This window comes from Curtobacterium sp. USHLN213 (genome assembly GCF_037144815.1).
GTDB lineage: Bacteria > Actinomycetota > Actinomycetes > Actinomycetales > Microbacteriaceae > Curtobacterium.
Map to the genome: position 1 here is coordinate 59,110 of NZ_JBBCYQ010000004.1, position 16,602 is coordinate 75,711.

Consider the following 16,602-nt stretch of genomic DNA (forward strand, 5'->3'; position numbering starts at 1 on the left):
GAGTACAGCACGTCACCGGCCGCCGAGGCCGCTGGTGACGATGCCCTTGACGAGGTGCTTCTGCAGCAGGACGAGGAGGATCACGGTGGGGAGCATCGAGATCACCGAGGCCGCCATCACGAGGTTCCACTCGGACCCCTGCTGCCCGAAGAACTGCTGCAGGCCGAGCGGGATCGTGCCGTGGGCCTCGACGTCGTTGACCACGACGAGCGGCCAGAGGAACGAGTTCCAGTAGGAGATGAACGAGAACACCGCGAGCACGGCCATCGTCGGCCGGGCGAGCGGCAGCATCACCGAGACGAAGGTCCGGATGGCGCCGGCGCCGTCGACGCGTGCTGCGTCGTCGAGCTCCTGCGGCACGGTGAGGAAGAACTGCCGGATCAGGAACGCGCCGAGCGCCGTGAACGCCCACGGGACGATGAGCGCCTGGAAGGTGTCCACCCACCCGAAGCCCTGCATCATCACGTACATCGGGATGACGAGGACGTCCTGCGGGATCATCAGCGTCACGAGGAAGAGCAGGAACACGGTGTTCCGTCCCCGCCAGCGCAGCCGCGAGAACGCGTACCCGGAGAGCACGGCCACGACGACGTTGATCACGGTGCCGGCAGCCGCCACGAAGATCCCGTTCAGGATGAAGCGGGCGAACGGCAGGTAGGTGAACGCCTGGACGTAGTTGTCCCACTCGAGCGAGCGTCCCCACAGCGTCGGCGGCGTGGTGAACACCTGGTCCGCCGGCTTGAGGCTCGTCGCCACCATGTAGATGAGCGGCGAGACGAAGAGCAGCGCGACGAGGCAGAGGAGCGCGTAGCCGATCGCGTGCCGGAGCCGTCCGGGCCGGGGTGCCGAGGCGGTCCGGGGCACGGACCGCGGGTTGACCGTGCGGTTCGACGTCGTGAACCCGCTCGTGCGGGGCTTGGTCAGCTCACTCATAGTGCACCCACCGCTTCTGCCCGAGGAACTGGACGGCCGTGATCCCGAGGATGATGACGAACAGCACCCAGGCACCGGCGGAGGCCAGCCCGAGCTGCTGGTTCTGGAAGCCCGTGTTGTAGATGTACTGCACGAGGGTCTCCGTCGCCGTGCCCGGTCCGCCCTTGGTGAGGACGAACGGCTGCACGAACACCTGGAACGAGGTGATCAGCGTCATCATCGTGGCGAAGAACACCGACGGCGAGATGAGCGGGAACTTGATCGCCCAGAACGTCTGCCACGCGTTCGCGCCGTCGAGCTGCGACGCCTCGATCTGGTTCTCGGGCACGGCGTCGAGGGCCGCCGAGAAGATGAGCATGTTGTACCCGAAGCCCTGCCAGACGCTCATGGCGACGATGGCGAGCATCGCCCAGTGCTCGTCGGCGAGGAAGTTCGGCGCGTGCACGCCGACCGTCGACTGCAGGGAGGCGTCGATCGCGCCACCCGGCTGGTAGAGCATCCGCCACACCACGACGTTCGCGACGATCGGCGTGATGGTCGGGATGAAGAACAGCACGCGGAAGACGTGTCGACCGGCGATCCGCGGCGTGAGCCAAGCGGCGAGCCCGAGCGACACGACGAGGTTGAGCGGCACGTACAGCACCACGAACAGGGCCGTGTTGAGCGTCACCGTCCGGAACACCGGGTCGGCGAAGAGCCTGGCGTAGTTCTCGATGCCGGCGAAGCTGCGCTCGCCGAGCATCGGCCAGTTCATGAAGCTGACGACGAGGGAGGCGATGATCGGGAACGCCGTGAAGACGACCAGCCCGATCGAGTGCGGCGCGGCGAAGGCGGCGCCCCACCACGAGCGCCGACCGACGACGCCGTCGGCGTCACCGCCCTTGGGGCGAGGCGTGGCCGTGCCCGTCGCGACCGCGGTCGCGACGGCGGGGACCGCCGGTGGATCCTGGATGGTGGTCATGCGACGACCTCCTCGTCGTTCGCGGGTGCTTGCTGTCGGGGTGGCAGACTGGAGGCGCGGGGCGGGGTCGACCCGCGCCTCCCGTCCGTCAGTCGGTCGCGTCGGTCACTGCGTGCCGAGCTGGCCGGCGATCGAGGACATCGTGTCCTTGCCGGACGTCTGTCCGTTGACCGCCTGGAGCGCGTACTGCGTGAAGAGCTGGCCCAGCTGGTCGCTCTGCTTGTTGCCCGGCAGCGGCGAGGACTTGGCGAGGGCCGCCTTGAGCGCGGTCTCGGCCCCGTCGATGCCGGCGCTGGAGTACCACGCGTCCTGCGCCGCGGTGCGGGCCGGGAAGGCACGCCCCTGCTCGGCGAGGGACGTCAGGACCTTCTCGCTCGTCATCGTCTGGACGGCCTTGAACGCCTGCTCCGGATACTTGCACTGCTTCGAGACACCGAAGCCGGAACCGGCGGCGAAGGTCGACGGGCCCGAGGTCCCGGCCGGCAGCGTCGTGACGCCGAGGTCGAACTTCACCTTGGCCTTCTGGCTGATCAGCGACCACGGACCGTCCGTGTACATCGCGACCTTGCCGGCGGCGAAGTCGTTGCCGGGCGTCGAGGTGTCCGACGACGCCTGGGTCGCGTAGCCCTTCTTCACCAGGCTCGCGAGCCAGTCCAGGCCGTCCGCGAACTTCGTGTCGGTGGCGTCGATCTTGCCGGCCTTCGTGATCACCCGGCCGCCGTTGTAGCCGTAGATCATCGACTCGAGGTTGAGGTCGCCCACGGTCGAGCCGAACTCGGTGATGCCCTTCGCCTTGAGCGCCTCGCCGGCCTGCTCGAAGTCGTCGGTGGTCCACCCGGGCTCGGGGTCGGCCACGCCGGCCTGCTTGAAGAGGTCCTTGTTGTAGAACATCAGGATGGGCCCGGTGTCGTACGGCAGACCGTAGAGCTTGCCGTCGACCTTCATGCCGTCGAGCGCCGTGCTGTCGTACGCCGACAGGTCGAGGCCGCCCTTCTTCGCGAGGTCGTCGAGCGACAGGAGCGACGAGGTGTAGTTCGCCGCGCGGAGGGACTGCATGCTCACGATGCACTGGGCGCTGCCGGCGCTGAGCTGCGTGCTGAGCTTCGTGAAGTAGTTCTCGAACGGGGCGCCCTGGATCGTCAGGGTGATGCCGTCCTCGCTCTTCACGGTGTCGGCGACCTTCTGCCAGGCGGCCTTGTCCTCCTTCCCGGCGATCCACATGGACCAGGTCATGGCGTCCTTGGACTGGCTGCCGCCGGCACTGCTGCCGGAGGAACAACCAGCGAGGACGAGCGCGGTGGCGGCGGCTGCCGCCAGCCCCGCGACGATTCGGCGTCGGTGCATCGGAGTCTCCACTTCGTCGTGGTGATCAGGGTGGGGGTCGGTTCGGGAGGAACGTGGTGCGGGTCAGGGGCGTCGGGCGTCGCGGTCGGGGTGCGTCAGGCGACGCGGACGAGGTCGGGGTGCGTCAGGCGACGCGGACGAGGTCGGGGTGCGTCAGGCGACGCGGACGAGGTCGGGGTGCGTCAGGCGACGCGGACGGCGTCCGGGACGCTCGCGTCGACGGCGGCCCAGACCGGGCCGTCGGGGAACGCGTGGTCCTCGAGCGTGGCGGCGTGCATCTCGGTGCCCGCGCCGGGAGCGGTGGGCGGCCAGTAGCGGCCGTCGTGCACGTCGACCGGTGTCACGAAGTGCTCGTGCAGGTGATCGACGAACTCGATGCAGCGGGTGTCGAGGTCTCCGGTGAGCGCGACGGCGTCGAACATCGAGAGGTGCTGCACCGCCTCGCACAGACCGACCCCGCCGGCGTGCGGGCAGACGCGGACGCCGTCCTTGGCGGCGAGGAGCAGGATCGCGAGGTTCTCGTTCACCCCGGCCACGCGTGTGGCGTCGATCTGGAGCACCGACATCGCGTCCGCCTGGATGAGCTGCTTCGCGATCACCCGGTTCGCCATGTGCTCCCCTGTCGCCACCGGGATCGGTGCGATGCGGCGGGCGATCTCGGCGTGTCCGAGGACGTCGTCGGGGCTCGTGGGCTCCTCGACCCACGCGATGTCGAACGGGCGGAGCCGCTCGATCCACGTGACCGCCTCGTCGACGTCCCAGCGCTGGTTGGCGTCGATCGCGATCCGGATGCCCGGACCGACCGTGGCGCGGGCGATCCCGAGACGTCGGACGTCCTCGTCGATGTCCCCGCCGACCTTGAGCTTGATCTGGGTGAAGCCCTCGTCGACGGCCTCGCGGCAGAGGCGGGCGAGCTTCTCGTCGTCGTAGCCGAGCCAGCCCGGGGTGGTGGTGTACGCCGGGTAGCCCTCGCGCTCGAGGCGGCGTCGGCGCTCGGCACGGAGCGGCACGGCGGCCTCGAACAGTTCCCGTGCGTCGGCCGGGGTGATGGCGTCGGAGAGGTACCGGAAGTCCACCAGGTCGACGAGTTCGTCCGGGCTGAGGTCGGCGAGCAGCGCCCAGAGCGGCTGCCCGGCACGCTTCGCCCGGAGGTCCCAGAGGGCGTTCACCACGGCGCCGATCGCCATGTGCATCACGCCCTTCTCGGGCCCGAGCCACCGGAGCTGCGAGTCGTGGACGAGCGTGCGCCACGTCCCGCCCATGTCCGAGAGGACCGATTCGGCGTCCGCGCCGACGACGTGCTCGCGGAGGGCGGCGATCGCCGCTTCCTGCACCTCGTTGCCGCGGCCGATCGTGAAGACGAAGGCGGTGCCGACGAGCCCGTCCAGGGCGTCGGTCGCGATCTCGACGTAGGCGGCGGAGTAGTCGGGCGCCGGGTTCATGGCGTCGGATCCGTCGTGGTCCCGGGAGGTCGGGAACCGGACGTCGCGGACGCGCAGACCGGTGATGCGGCTCATCGTGTCTCCTACCCGTTCGGTCTCCGTCGACCGAACGGACTCATCGAAACATCCGATGTCTCTGCTGTCAAGAGGATATTTTCGTTCAAGCGAAGACCGGATTCGCGCCAACCATCCGATGCTTACGGTGAGGCCCGCCCCCGCTTTCCTCAGGGGCAGCGGACGGGCCGGGCTCACTCCGTCACGTCGTCGGCTTCTGGATGGTGATGGTCCGCTGGACCTGACGACCCTCCTGCCCGATCTCGCCAGCGCCCTGCGTGACACGCACCGTCGTCGACGACCCCTGCGCCACGTACTGCCGCGTCAACGAGAACCGCCCCGCCGAGTCCGCAGTCGTCTGGTACACCCGAGCCGGCTCCAACGACGTCACCATGATCACCCGCACGTTCGGGGTCGCACGCCCCGACACCGTGAACGGCGCACCCTCAACCAACGAATCCCCGCCGTCCAACACCAACGGCACGAACTGCTGCCGCTGGTCGTTCGCGGACGACACCGGATCGGCAGACCGTGGCGACGCGGATGCCGGGAGACCACCACCGACGAGGCTCACGGCGACGCCGCACCCGACGATCGTCGCGAGACCCTTGCGGGCGAGGTTCTTCTGCATGGTTCTTCCTCCTGGAAATCGGACCACTGGATGAACCAATGTGCGGTACTCGACGCGTTGATCTACCGAGTGAGAGCGATACCCGACACAGACAGGAGGCGCGGTGCGGGTCTGACCCGCACCGTCCCTCCGGGCACGGCCGCCACGCCGCTGGCGCGTCGCGCCGGAACCGGCCGGTGGGGCCCACCTCCTGGACGTGGTCGCGCTCAGACGGCGGCGAGCCGCCCCATCTCCGCGACCACGCCGCGGAGCCGGTCCGCCAGCTCGTCGCGGGACGCGACCGAGAACCGGTGCGCGACCTCGATGACGGCGGCCATGACGAGCGTGACGGCGGTCCGCGCCGCCTCGGCGTCGGTGCGGTCGGCGGCGACCTCGACGATCGCCGACCGGGCCTCGGCCATCCACTGCAGCATGGTCGGGACCATCTCGGGCCGCGCCTGCACGAGCGACTTCATCCGGCGGCGATCCTCGGGCAGTGTCACGGTCTGCGCGACGAGGTCGCAGAGGTCGGACACGAGCGTGCCCGCACCGGCGAGGAAGGTCGCGCGGGCAGGGCCCGGGACGGTGGTCGCGGGGAGGCCGAGGGCGGCGTTGCCCTTGGACGGGAAGTAGTTGAAGAACGTGCGGGGCGAGACGCCGGCGGCGGCGCAGATCTCCTCGACCGTGACGCCGGCGAGCCCGCGATCGGTGACGAGCTCGAGCGCGGACCGGTGGATGGCGGCCCGGGTCTGCTGCTTCTTGCGCTCCCGCAGGCCGCTGTCGCCGGGGGCGGGGGCTTCGGTGGTGGTCACGTGGTGGCTCCTCGGACGGACGACGGGGCCTCCCGCGGTGGCGGGAGGCCCCGTGCGGCCTAGCGGTCCGACGCGCCCCGCTGGACGGGGATCGAACCGGTGACGGGAGCGGTCGGCGAGCCCATGGTGTCGGCGGCCTTGACCGCCTGGACCTCGAGGTCGTCAGCCGTGCCCTCGTTGTCCGCCTGCTCCTGCAGGGCCGAGCTCTTGCGGAGCGGCGGCGCCTTGAAGAACCAGCTCAGGACGAAGGCGAGCAGGATGACCGCGAAGCCGACCCAGTAGACCGTGACGGCCGACGAGTTGAACCCGGTCATGAAGGGCCTGGTGAGCGCGGCGTCCGCACCGTTCAGGTAGGAGGTGTCGCTCGTCTCGCTGCTCGACGCGCCCTTGTCGCTCGTGCCCTCGTCGATCTGCTTCGACAGCGCCGGGGCGAGGTCGTCCACCCAGTACGTGCGCTGGGCCGAGTCGGACCAGTCGACGACGAGCTTGCCGTCCTGCACGGACGCGTGGGCCTTGTCGGCAGCGGCGGTGAGCGCCTGCTGCTGCACGGCCTCGGGAGCGCCGGTCGTGGCCTGGGTCACCTGCGCGGTGGCCTGGTCGAGCCCGGACTGGACCTGCTGCTTGATCGGGGTGACGATCGGGTTCCAGATCTGGTCCATGACGCCCTGGTTCGCCTTGGCGCTGGCGACCGTCGGGTTGAGCGCGGCGTCGAGTGCGCCGGTCAGGTTCTTCTGGTCGGCCGTGGCGTGCAGGATGTTCGCCGGCATGATCGAGAACAGGACGCTCAGGAGCACCGCGGTGCCGAGCGTTCCACCGATCTGGCGGAAGAACGTCGCCGAGCTGGTCGCCACACCCATGTCACGCGGCTGCACGGAGTTCTGTGAGGCGAGGGTGATGCTCTGCATGAGCTGGCCGAGGCCGAGCCCGATGAGGAACATGCCGATCATCAGGAACCAGAGCGGCTTGTCGATGTTCATGAACGTCAGGACGACGTAGCCGAGCGAGACGAGCGCGGTGCCGATCACCGGGAAGATCCGGTACTTGCCGGTGCGGGCGACGATCTGGCCGGAGGCGATCGAGGCGATCATGAGCCCACCGATCATCGGCAGGGTCGCGAAGCCGGACTCGGTCGGGGTGAGACCCGTGACGATCTGCAGGTACAGCGGGATGGTCAGCATGGCGCCGAACATCGCGAAGCCCACGAGGAAGCCGAGGATCGTGGCCATCGAGAAGACGCCCGAGCGGAAGAGCTTCAGCGGGATGATCGCGTCGTCCTTCATGAGCGTCTCGATGACGAGGAAGGCGACCAGGCCGAGGGCACCGATCACGTAGCAGGCGATCGCGGCGGCCGAGCCCCAGCCCCAGGTGCGGCCCTGTTCGGCCACGAGCAGGAGCGGGACGAGGGTCACGATGACCGAGGTCGCACCCCACCAGTCGATCCGCGGCTTCGCCTTGGCGTCGCCGAACTTCGGCAGGTGCAGGAAGGCGATGACCATGAGGAGCGCCGCGATGCCGATCGGGACGTTGATCAGGAAGACCCAGCGCCAGCCGGTGACGCCGAGGATGGTCGACGCGCCGGAGAAGAGCCCGCCGATGAGCGGACCGATGACCGAGGAGATGCCGAAGACGGCCAGGAAGTACCCCTGGTACTTCGCGCGCTCGCGGGGAGCGAGGATGTCGCCCATGATCGCGAGCGGCAGGGACATCAGCGCACCGGCACCGATGCCCTGGAAGGCACGGAACGCGGCGAGCATGATCATCGACGTCGACATGGTCGAGAGCAGCGAGCCGATGATGAAGACCGCGATGCCGAAGATGTAGAGGGGACGACGGCCGAAGACGTCGGAGAGCTTGCCGTAGATCGGCGTGGTGATCGTCGACGCGATCAGGTACGCCGTGGTGACCCAGGCCTGCTGGTCGAGACCGTGCAGGTCGTCGCCGATGGTGCGGATGGCCGTGCCGACGATCGTCTGGTCGAGCGACGAGAGGAACATGCCGGCCATGAGGCCGTAGATGACGAGGAGGATCTGGCGGTGCGACATGATCGGCTTCCCCGGCTGGCCGGCCGGGGAGCTCTGTCGTCCGCGCGACACCTCGACGGGTGCGGTGGCAGTAGACATGGGGGTCCTTCAGGGGTGCGTGTGGTGGTCGTGGTCGCGAGGGACGCCGGGGCGTCGTGGCGGGCCGATGACGGCGGGTCAACCTTGCAGACTCTGCAACTTTACACCATGAGCACCTTTGCCGCATACGCAATCTTTCCCATTGTGCATGTTTGTGAACGCCTCCTCAGGTACCGTGGGCCGGATGGGGCGGACGACGTGGACCGATGTGCCGGCAGTCCTGCGGGAGCGCATCGAGACGGTGCTCGGGGGCGCGGTGGCACAGGCCGAGTCACAGGCGGGCGGGTACTCCCCCGGTGGCGCCGACCGGGTGGTCACCGCGGACGGTCGACGAGCGTTCGTGAAGACGCTCTCGCGGTCGCGGAACCCGGACGGCTTCGGGATGCACGAGCGTGAGGCCGAGGTCATGGGCCACCTGCCCGGTGCCGTGCAGGCGCCTCGGCTGATAGACACCGTGCGCGAGACCGTCGACGGGGACGACTGGATCGCCCTCGTCATCGAGGACGTGGACGGACACCACCCCGGAACGGCGGGCGACGGGTCCGACGTCACCGCCGTGCTCGACGCACTCGACACGCTGCCGACCGCCACCGGGACGCTCGCACAGCTCCCGCGCGTCGCGGACGACCTCGTCGAGGACTTCGGCGCCTGGGACCGGATGGCCGCCGCAGGCTTCCCCGACGTCGTCCCGGCGCACGTGGTCGCCGCTGCCCCCGCGATGGCGCGGGCGGCACGCGACGCCGCGGCGGCCGTCGACGGAGGATCCCTGGCGCACGTCGACTGCCGCGCCGACAACCTGCTCGTCGACGCGGACGGTGTCGTCTGGGTCATCGACTGGCCCTGGGCCGCCGTCGGCGCGCACTGGCTCGACCCGCTCACCTACCTGCTCGACGTGCTGGTGCGTGGCGAGGACGCCGACGTCGAGCACCACCTCGCCACCCACCGGGTGTTCGCGGGGGTGCCGGCGTCGAGCGTGGACGCGGTCCTCGCCGGGCTCGCCGGGACGTTCTTCGAGAAGGCGTCCCGCCCGGCGATCCCGCACATGCCGACGCTCCGGGACTTCCAGCGACGCGAGGGGCTGGCGGCCGCCGAGTGGCTGCTGCGACGGTGGGGAGGACTGCCGCCGGGGGGAGCGCCCACGTACCCCGCTGTCCAGGAAGCGTGATCCGGTCGAGCGTACCGTCCCGCCCATGACTGACGAGCACGAAGGCCAGCGTCCGGAAGACGATGCCGCGCGGCTCGGACTCGTCGTCGTCGGCGAGGCAGCAGCACTGCACTCGGGCGACGAGGCGGCCCTGGACGCGAGCGAGCAGAACATCCGCGACACCATCGACGAGATGATCGACGAACCGTTGACCGAACGGCAGGAGCAGGTGGTCGAACGACTGGCGTCGGCCGGGGGCACGCTCACCGCGGGTCTCAGCGGTGCCCTCGCCGCGCAGACCGGCCGGAGCGTCGACGACATCCTCGAGGGAGCCGCCCGCAGCGTCGTCTGGCAGCAGCGCCTGGCGGACCAGCGCCGGGACGGACACGACGGCTCCGGTGAGCGCGAGGACGCCGGCGGGCAGCAGCGCGACCGCCGCGACGACGACGGGCGCGACGAGGACTGACCCCCGCCGCGCCCGCACCGGACGACGGATCGGCTACTCGGCCGCCGCGGACTCCTGCTCACGCACGACGGCGCGGGCTGCGGCCTGCCCCGCCGTGGTGCTCTTGACGATGTCGCTCAGCGTGAAGCCGGCCGTCGTCCCGAGCAGGGCGTCGACCTCGCTGAACTGACTGACCACGCTCTTCGAGAGCGCTCCGGCGCCGTCGGAGGACACGACGGTCAGCTTGTCGATGTTGCCCATCGGGGCCGCGAGCTCGCGGGCGATGCTCGGCAGCGTCTCGATCGCCTTCACCCGGAGGACGGCCTCGGAGTGCTGGGCGAGCGCGTCCGCCTGTGCCTTCGTGGCGTCGGCCTCGGCCTGGCCCTTGGCGCGGATCGCGTCGGCGGCGGCTTCACCCTCGGCGCGGGAGGCGTCGGCCGCGAGCTTGCGGGCCTCGGACTCGGCCTGGGCCTCGGCGGCGATCGCCTCGGCCGAGATGCGTCGGGCCTCGGCCTGGGCACGGGCGGTCTCGACCTGGGCAGCGGCGGCCGCCTCGGCCTCGACGCGGGTCTTGCGCGCCTGCGCCTCGGCCACCGCGGAGACCTCGGACTCGAGCTCGGCACGGCGGAGTTCGGCACGCTTCTGCGCGGTCAGCTGCTCCTGCTCGACGACGCCCTGCGCCGCGCGGGCCTGGGCGAGCGGGCCGGCGGCAGCGGCTTCGGCGGAGGCACGGTCGGCGTCGAGCTGCAGGGCGGCCCGACGGATCGCGAGGGTGTTCTCCGCCTCGGCGATGGCCTGGTCGGCCGTGGCACGGGCCTCACGCGCTTCGCGGTCGGCCTGGGCCTCGGCGTTCTCGGCCTCGAGCCGGACCCGCGCGCGCTCGGCACGTCCGAGGTCGCTGATGTAGTCGTTGCGGTCCGAGATGCCCTTGATCTCGAACGAGTCGACGTCGAGTCCCTGGCTGTGCAGGGCGTCCTTCGCGACGTCGAGCACGGCGACGGTGAGCTGGTCGCGGTTGCGGATGATGGTCGACACGTCGGTCGCACCGATCGAGGCACGGAGGGAACCGGACAGGACCTCGCGCGCGAAGTCGTCGATCTTCTTCTCCTGGCCGAGGAACCGCTGCGCGGCGGCCCGGATCGACGCGTCCGCCTCGCCCACCTTGACGAGCGCCACGGCCTCGACGTCGATGGTCACGCCGCGGGAGTCCTGCGCGTTCACGTTGATGTCGATCGCGCGCGAGCTCAGCGAGATCTTGGCGACGCGCTCGAAGAACGGCCGGACCAGGACACCGGCGCCGAGAACGACCTTGATCCCGGACTCGACCGTCTCGGTGCCGTCGGGGTTCTTCACCTTGCGGGAGCGCTTGCCGGTGATGATGAGCGCTTCGTCGGCGCCGGCGTTGCGGTAGACGAGCTTCGCGTAGATCAGCACGATGACCGCCAGGACGACGACCCCCACGACGATCAGCGGGACGGCTCCGAGCGCGAACAGGACTTCCATGACTCCCCCTCGTGGAACAGGCCGCAGCCTGGATTCCGCATCTGTTGTTCCGTTGGTCCCATCCTAGGAGTCCTGCCGCCCGGCGGGGAGCGGGTGGGCGTACAATTGGCATGATTCCCTGCCAGAAACGACGGTTGTGCAAGCTTTTCCTACCAGGAGGTCTGCGATGGTCCAACGGACGTCGCCCCGGCGGCGCCAGCAGCTCGCGGCCTTCGGTGAGAACATCCGACGCTGGCGTTCGGTGAACGGGATGTCCGCCGCCGAACTGGCCGACCGTGCCGCGGTGACGCGGGAGACCCTGCGCGCGATCGAGAACGGCACGGGCGGCCGTGTCGACTCATTGTTCGCGGTGCTCGGAGCACTCGGGATCGCCGACACCGCGGTCGAGGCGATCGACCCCTTCCGGAGCGACACCGCGCGCGCTCGGATCGACGACATCCTGCGGCGCGGAGGGACCCTGTGACACAGGACGTGGTCGAGGTCTGGTCCGGCGAAGCGGCAGAACCCCGACGCGTGGGGACCTTGCGTCCGTCGTTCCAGGGACTCCGGACCCTGGCCTCGTCGTCCTTCGAGTACGACCCGGCGTTCCTCCGGGACGGCTGGCAGGTCTCCCCGGACCTCCCCCTCCGGCCGGGTCGGACCTACACGGCCGAGAGCCAGACCCTCCCGGGGGCGTTCAGCGATGCGGCCCCGGACGACTGGGGCCAGAAGCTGATCCGCGCCGACCACGCACTCCGTCGACAGCAGGACACGACGCTGCCCGGTCGGCTCGGCGAGTTCGACTACCTGCTCGGCGTCTCCGACCACACCCGGACCGGCTCGCTGCGGTTCCGCTCCGGTGGTGCCTGGCTGTCATCGGAGACCGGGGTCGCGAACGTGCACGACCTCGACCGGATCCTCGCCGCGGCCGCCCGGTACGAGGACGACGAGGCGACCGACGAGGACATCGCCTACCTCGGCGACGTCGCGACGTCTCCCGGGGGCGCGCGCCCGAAGGCCAACATCACCACCGACCGCGGCACGCTGGCCATCGCGAAGCTCCCGCATTCGAAGGACGGCCGGTTCGACGTCGAGCGATGGGAGGCCGTCGCGCTCACACTGGCCGCCGACGCCGGGCTCCGTGTCCCGCGGTGGTCCCTCGTCCCGCCTGGTGCGGGGCGAGCGGTGCTGGTCTCCGAGCGCTTCGACCGCGACGCGACCGGGAGCCGCCTCGGCTACATGTCGGCACGGACCGCCCTCGAGCTCGGCGCGCACGACGACGGGTCCCGCCTGACCTACGAAGACCTCTCGGACGCGATCGACCACTGGAGCGCGGCGCCGGCCGCAGACCTGCGGGAGATGTTCGGCCGGATCGCGCTCTCCGTGCTCGTGAACAACGTCGACGACCACTGGCGGAACCACGCGTTCCTGCACACGGTGGACGGGTGGCGACTGTCCCCGGTGTTCGACGTCAACCCCAGCCGCCAGCGCGGCGTGATCGACTCCCGTGCGATCTCCTCGTCGGACGACCCGCGGGCACGCGACCTCCGGAACCTGCTCACGATCGCCGGGGCGTTCCGACTCCGGAACCCCGACGCAGAACGTGTGCTCCAGCGCGTGGCAGGGGCGGTCGCCGGCTGGGACCGCGTCGCAGCCGCGCTCGGCATCCCGCCGGACGAACGCGACGCGATGCGCGTCGCCTTCGACTCCCCGCAACTCGACTGGGCGCTCGGCCTGTAGCCGTGGGGACAGACAGGAGGCGGGGGGGGGGGGGGGGCCCCCCCCCCCCCCCGCCTCCTGGACGGGGTCGCGTCAGCGCCTACGCGCCCGCACGCCACCAGTCGTCGAAGGGCGTCGCCGGGACCTGGCGCTTGTGCTCCGTCGCCCGGTAGCGCGACTCGATCGCCTCGGCGACCTCGATCGGGACGTCGTGGCCCTGCAGGTACGCGTCGATCTCGGCGTACGACAGCCCGAGGTTCGCCTCGTCCGTCTGGCCGGGCGTCTCGTCGAGCAGGTCGGCGGTGGGGGCCTTCTCGTACAGGCGGGCCGGGGCGCCGAGGTGCTCGAGCAGCTGCCGGCCCTGGCTCTTCGACAGCCCGGTGAGCGGGGTGAGGTCGACACCGCCGTCGCCGTACTTCGTGAAGAAGCCGGTCACGGCCTCGGCGGCGTGGTCGGTCCCGACGACGAGGAGCCCCCGCTGCCCGGCGACGGCGTACTGCGCGACCATCCGCATCCGGGCCTTGACGTTGCCCTTCACGAAGTCGCTCAGCTCGACGCCCGAGGCCGCGGTGTCCTGCACGACCCCGTCGACACCGTGCTCGATGTTGACGGTGATGCCCGGGTCGGCCGCGATGAACTGCAGCGCGAGCTGGGCGTCGTCCTCGTCGGCCTGCACGCGGTACGGCATGCGGACGGTGGTGAACTCGGCGGGGTGCCCCTCGGCGCGGAGCGACTCGACGGCGAGCTGGGTCAGGCGCCCGGCGAGCGTCGAGTCCTGGCCGCCGCTGATCGCGAGCAGGTAGCCCTTGGCACCGGTGGTGAGCAGGTAGTCCCGGAGGAACCCGACGCGACGGGCGATCTCCTGCTCCGGGTCGATGGTCGGCTGGACGTTGAGGTCCGCTGCGATGGCGGCTTGGAGTTCACGCACCACCCCAGTATCCCGCTGCATCCGCCGCGTGCACAGGGTTCAGTGGACGCGATCCGCGCCGACCGGACGGATGGTGTTGTCGTGGTCGGCCCCGATCGCGCAGGTGCAGACGACGCCGATGGTCTCCTGCGCCCGGGTGAGCACGAAGCGTTCGACGTGCGGGGGCCCGACGTGGCGGTCGAGCGGGTGGGTGTCGTGGTCGTGCACGGTGGTCCTCACGTCGCGGTCGGAAGCGGTCGGAAGCGGTCGGAAGCGGTGGATCGAGTCGGCCGGCGGGAGGGGCCGGCCGGCGGACGAGGGGTGCCGGTGCGGTGGTGGCCCGAACCAACACCGCACCGGCGGGACCGCGGCGACCCGAACGCGCCGCGGTCCCGGAAGACGGGCGCCGGTACCCGCCGGCGCCCGTCCGGGTCAGGCTCGACGCATGCGCCGCGCGACGAGCGTGCCGCCGCCGGCCGCGAGGAGCAGCCCGGCGAGGAGCAGCAGCGGCACCAGCTCGGCACCGGTGTAGGCGAGGCTCCCGGTCCCCGCGCCGTTGCCGGCCGCACCGGCACCGGCACCGCCCGCGCCGCCCGCACCGCCTGCGCCGCCGGGGGTCCCCGGCGTACCCGGCGTGCCCGGCGTGCCCGGGTCGGTCGGGTCGACCGGTGCTGCTGCGACCGCGAAGGTCACCGCGGCAGGGTCGCTCACGAGGGTGCCGATCGTCTCGACCGCCTCGGCCTCGTGGTCACCGACGGCGACCCCGGGGAACGTGACCGTCCACGTGCCGTCCTCGCCCGCGACGGTCGACTGCGTGCCCTCGTCGTCACCGTCGAGCGTGACGTCGACGTCGGCGCCCGGCTCCGCGGTGCCGGTGACCGGCACCGAGGTGGTGTCGTCGTCCGCCGGGACCGTGTAGTCCGTCCCGTCCTCGGGCGAGGTGATGGCGATGCCCGCGAACGGGTCCGCCTGCACGGTCGCCGTCGCGAGGTCGACGGTCGCCAGGTCCGCCGCCGGCAGGAGCTGCACGCGGACGGCCCGGACCGTGGTGGCCCCGGTGTCGTCGGCGGTCGGCTCGGTGAACGCCGGAGCGGTCTGCGAGTTGATCGTGACGGAGACGAGCTGGTTCACGACGTCGAGCAGCGGGTCGAGCGCCGTGACGGTCGACGTGATGGTGGTGAGCAGGGTCTGCACGGTGTCCGCCACGAAGTTCCCGCCGAGCACGTCACCGAGGATGCCGGTCAGCGCCGGGACGATGGTCGAGCCGAGCAGCGGCTGCAGCAGCGGGTCGAGCGTGCCGAGCACCGGGCCGAGGATCCCGTCGCCGGCGACCGTGAGCGTGGCGCCGTCACCGGTGCCGAGCAGGTCCCCGACGGTGGTGTCGACCGTGAGGGTCAGCCCCGCCACGTCGGCTCCGAGCAGGTCGACGCCGGTGTCCACGACGAGCTGCACGTCGGCGACGTCCAGGGCGTTCGTGAGCGTCGTGGTGAGGAGTGCCGGCAGCTGCTCGGTCAGGATGTCCGAGATCGCGCCGGTGATCTGCGCGTTGATCGTCGCGTCGTCGAGCAGCGTGGTGTTCGCCGGCAGGTCGTTCAGCGTGTAGAGCTGCGCGAGGTCGATCGTGACCACACCCGTGGACAGGTCGATCGTGACCGGGCCGTCGGTGAGCGGCTGCTGCGTCACGGTGGCGAGCGCACCCTGCAGGTCCACGTCGGCGGTGAGCTGGGCGGTGGTGTCGTCGAGCGTCAGGACCCCGAGCCCGAGGGTGTTCACGGCGTCGGTCACCGGGTCGAGCAGCGCCGCGGTGAGGTCGGTGGTGAGACCGTCCTCGCCGATCGCCGCGTTCACGGTGTCGTCGGTGGTGCCGAGCGTCGTGTCCAGCGACGTCACGAGCTGCTGGACGGCGGGGCTGACGAGCCGGACCTGTGCGCCCGCGACCTGGTAGTCGGTGGTGACGTCCGGAGCGCCGAACGTGCGCGTCGCCTCGGCCCGGGCAGACAGGGCGCCGAGCCCGACCGAGAGCTCGCTCACGACGCCGTCGACGTCGAGGTCGCCGAGCAGCGGGGTGAGGTTCACGGTGGCGCCGGCGCCGGGGGTGCCCGGACCGACCTGGATCGCGCCGTCCGCGCCGACGGCTCCGGCGGCCGCGACCGCCGAGGTGGTGTCCGTGCTCGCGACCTGGCCGGCGACGCCGACGTTCACGAGACCGTTCTGGCCGAGCAGCTGGATGCCCCCGGGGACGTTGATCCCGATGCTGTTCAGCACCGAGAGGTCGAGCGGGTCGGACTGCCCGGCGGTCGCCCCGCCGGGAGCGGTCGCACCGAAGGACCCGGCGAGCGCCGCGACGCTGTCGAGGTCGACGGAGCCGCTGCCGGAGAGCAGACGGCCCTCGGCCTGGGTCGCGTCGGTCGCAGCGGCGTGTGCGGGGAGGGCTGCTCCCCCGATGATCACGGCCGCGACGGTGGCCGTGGCGCCCGCGCGGAGCGCGAAGCGTGTTGCAGTGCGTGGCATGGTGCCTCTTCCTCCAGGCGGAGGTCGTCCGCCTGCTGATCCATCCCCCGCTGGTGGGGCGGGAGATCCGACGGGCGCGCTGGTGGGGCGGCCCGGAGTCACGTGTGCGCGTCGTGCT

15 protein-coding genes are annotated in these 16,602 nt (G+C 71.0%); 4 read left to right on the top strand and 11 right to left on the bottom strand.

The features are described from left to right. Nucleotides 1-12 precede the first annotated feature (12 nt). The 7 genes from WFH25_RS06735 to WFH25_RS06765 form a co-directional block, all read right to left on the bottom strand. Nucleotides 13-933 carry a carbohydrate ABC transporter permease gene (locus WFH25_RS06735; protein WP_070417845.1) on the bottom strand — a complete coding sequence of 307 codons (921 nt, stop codon included), beginning with the start codon at nt 931-933 and terminating at the stop codon, nt 13-15. After that, complete coding sequence (locus WFH25_RS06740; RefSeq protein WP_070417844.1) at nt 926-1,894, bottom strand: carbohydrate ABC transporter permease; 969 nt, start codon at nt 1,892-1,894, stop codon at nt 926-928. Before WFH25_RS06740 ends, WFH25_RS06735 begins: the two co-directional genes overlap by 8 nt. Nucleotides 1,895-1,999: 105 nt before the next feature. Continuing rightward, complete coding sequence (locus WFH25_RS06745) at nt 2,000-3,238, bottom strand: ABC transporter substrate-binding protein (protein WP_336697206.1); 1,239 nt, start codon at nt 3,236-3,238, stop codon at nt 2,000-2,002. Between the two features lie 182 nt (nt 3,239-3,420). After that, entirely contained in the window at nt 3,421-4,755 is a 1,335-nt protein-coding gene (locus WFH25_RS06750) for an enolase C-terminal domain-like protein (protein ID WP_336697207.1), read from the bottom strand. Nucleotides 4,756-4,936: 181 nt separating this feature from the next. Next, nucleotides 4,937-5,365 (bottom strand): hypothetical protein, encoded by a 429-nt coding sequence (locus WFH25_RS06755; protein WP_336697208.1) that lies wholly within the window; start codon nt 5,363-5,365, stop codon nt 4,937-4,939. Between the two features lie 206 nt (nt 5,366-5,571). After that, nucleotides 5,572-6,156: a TetR/AcrR family transcriptional regulator gene (locus WFH25_RS06760; protein ID WP_336697209.1), complete on the bottom strand. Its 585-nt coding sequence runs from the start codon at nt 6,154-6,156 to the stop codon at nt 5,572-5,574. 59 nt (nt 6,157-6,215) lie between these two features. Next, complete coding sequence (locus WFH25_RS06765; RefSeq protein WP_336697210.1) at nt 6,216-8,276, bottom strand: MDR family MFS transporter; 2,061 nt, start codon at nt 8,274-8,276, stop codon at nt 6,216-6,218. A gap of 184 nt (nt 8,277-8,460) precedes the next feature. Here WFH25_RS06765 and WFH25_RS06770 point away from each other — a divergent pair, with 184 nt between their 5' ends. Both WFH25_RS06770 and WFH25_RS06775 read left to right on the top strand, forming a co-directional pair. Further along, nucleotides 8,461-9,441 (top strand): hypothetical protein, encoded by a 981-nt coding sequence (locus WFH25_RS06770; RefSeq protein ID WP_336697212.1) that lies wholly within the window; start codon nt 8,461-8,463, stop codon nt 9,439-9,441. Between the two features lie 25 nt (nt 9,442-9,466). Further along, entirely contained in the window at nt 9,467-9,886 is a 420-nt protein-coding gene (locus WFH25_RS06775; RefSeq protein WP_092385095.1) for a hypothetical protein, read from the top strand. Nucleotides 9,887-9,919: 33 nt separating this feature from the next. Here WFH25_RS06775 and WFH25_RS06780 read toward each other — a convergent pair whose 3' ends face one another. Further along, nucleotides 9,920-11,368, bottom strand: a complete 1,449-nt coding sequence (locus WFH25_RS06780; RefSeq protein ID WP_336697213.1) for an SPFH domain-containing protein — start codon at nt 11,366-11,368, stop codon at nt 9,920-9,922. A gap of 166 nt (nt 11,369-11,534) precedes the next feature. On the opposite strand from WFH25_RS06780, the gene WFH25_RS06785 reads away from it, so the two are divergent. After that, nucleotides 11,535-11,831: a helix-turn-helix domain-containing protein gene (locus WFH25_RS06785; RefSeq protein WP_229085735.1), complete on the top strand. Its 297-nt coding sequence runs from the start codon at nt 11,535-11,537 to the stop codon at nt 11,829-11,831. Continuing rightward, entirely contained in the window at nt 11,828-13,087 is a 1,260-nt protein-coding gene (locus WFH25_RS06790) for a type II toxin-antitoxin system HipA family toxin (protein WP_336697215.1), read from the top strand. Before WFH25_RS06785 ends, WFH25_RS06790 begins: the two co-directional genes overlap by 4 nt. Before the next feature lie 79 nt (nt 13,088-13,166). On the opposite strand, the gene nadE is transcribed toward WFH25_RS06790, so the two are convergent. From nadE to WFH25_RS06805, 3 genes are all read right to left on the bottom strand, one after another. After that, nucleotides 13,167-13,994 (bottom strand): ammonia-dependent NAD(+) synthetase, encoded by an 828-nt coding sequence (gene nadE, locus WFH25_RS06795; RefSeq protein ID WP_139199207.1) that lies wholly within the window; start codon nt 13,992-13,994, stop codon nt 13,167-13,169. A gap of 39 nt (nt 13,995-14,033) precedes the next feature. Beyond that, complete coding sequence (locus WFH25_RS06800) at nt 14,034-14,213, bottom strand: hypothetical protein (RefSeq protein WP_070417835.1); 180 nt, start codon at nt 14,211-14,213, stop codon at nt 14,034-14,036. A 192-nt stretch (nt 14,214-14,405) separates the two neighbouring features. Further along, on the bottom strand, nt 14,406-16,484 hold the full coding sequence (locus WFH25_RS06805) for a choice-of-anchor G family protein (protein WP_336697216.1): 2,079 nt from the start codon (nt 16,482-16,484) through the stop codon (nt 14,406-14,408). Nucleotides 16,485-16,602: the final 118 nt, after the last annotated feature.

Coding starts and splice junctions, on each gene's coding strand:
- WFH25_RS06740 (WP_070417844.1), bottom strand. CDS start 1,894: ATGACCACCATCCAGGATCCACCGGCGGTCCCCGCCGTCGCGACCGCG.
- WFH25_RS06745 (WP_336697206.1), bottom strand. CDS start 3,238: ATGCACCGACGCCGAATCGTCGCGGGGCTGGCGGCAGCCGCCGCCACC.
- WFH25_RS06770 (WP_336697212.1), top strand. CDS start 8,461: ATGGGGCGGACGACGTGGACCGATGTGCCGGCAGTCCTGCGGGAGCGC.
- WFH25_RS06735 (WP_070417845.1), bottom strand. CDS start 933: ATGAGTGAGCTGACCAAGCCCCGCACGAGCGGGTTCACGACGTCGAAC.
- WFH25_RS06780 (WP_336697213.1), bottom strand. CDS start 11,368: ATGGAAGTCCTGTTCGCGCTCGGAGCCGTCCCGCTGATCGTCGTGGGG.
- WFH25_RS06750 (WP_336697207.1), bottom strand. CDS start 4,755: ATGAGCCGCATCACCGGTCTGCGCGTCCGCGACGTCCGGTTCCCGACC.
- WFH25_RS06775 (WP_092385095.1), top strand. CDS start 9,467: ATGACTGACGAGCACGAAGGCCAGCGTCCGGAAGACGATGCCGCGCGG.
- WFH25_RS06755 (WP_336697208.1), bottom strand. CDS start 5,365: ATGCAGAAGAACCTCGCCCGCAAGGGTCTCGCGACGATCGTCGGGTGC.
- WFH25_RS06805 (WP_336697216.1), bottom strand. CDS start 16,484: ATGCCACGCACTGCAACACGCTTCGCGCTCCGCGCGGGCGCCACGGCC.
- WFH25_RS06785 (WP_229085735.1), top strand. CDS start 11,535: ATGGTCCAACGGACGTCGCCCCGGCGGCGCCAGCAGCTCGCGGCCTTC.
- WFH25_RS06765 (WP_336697210.1), bottom strand. CDS start 8,276: ATGTCTACTGCCACCGCACCCGTCGAGGTGTCGCGCGGACGACAGAGC.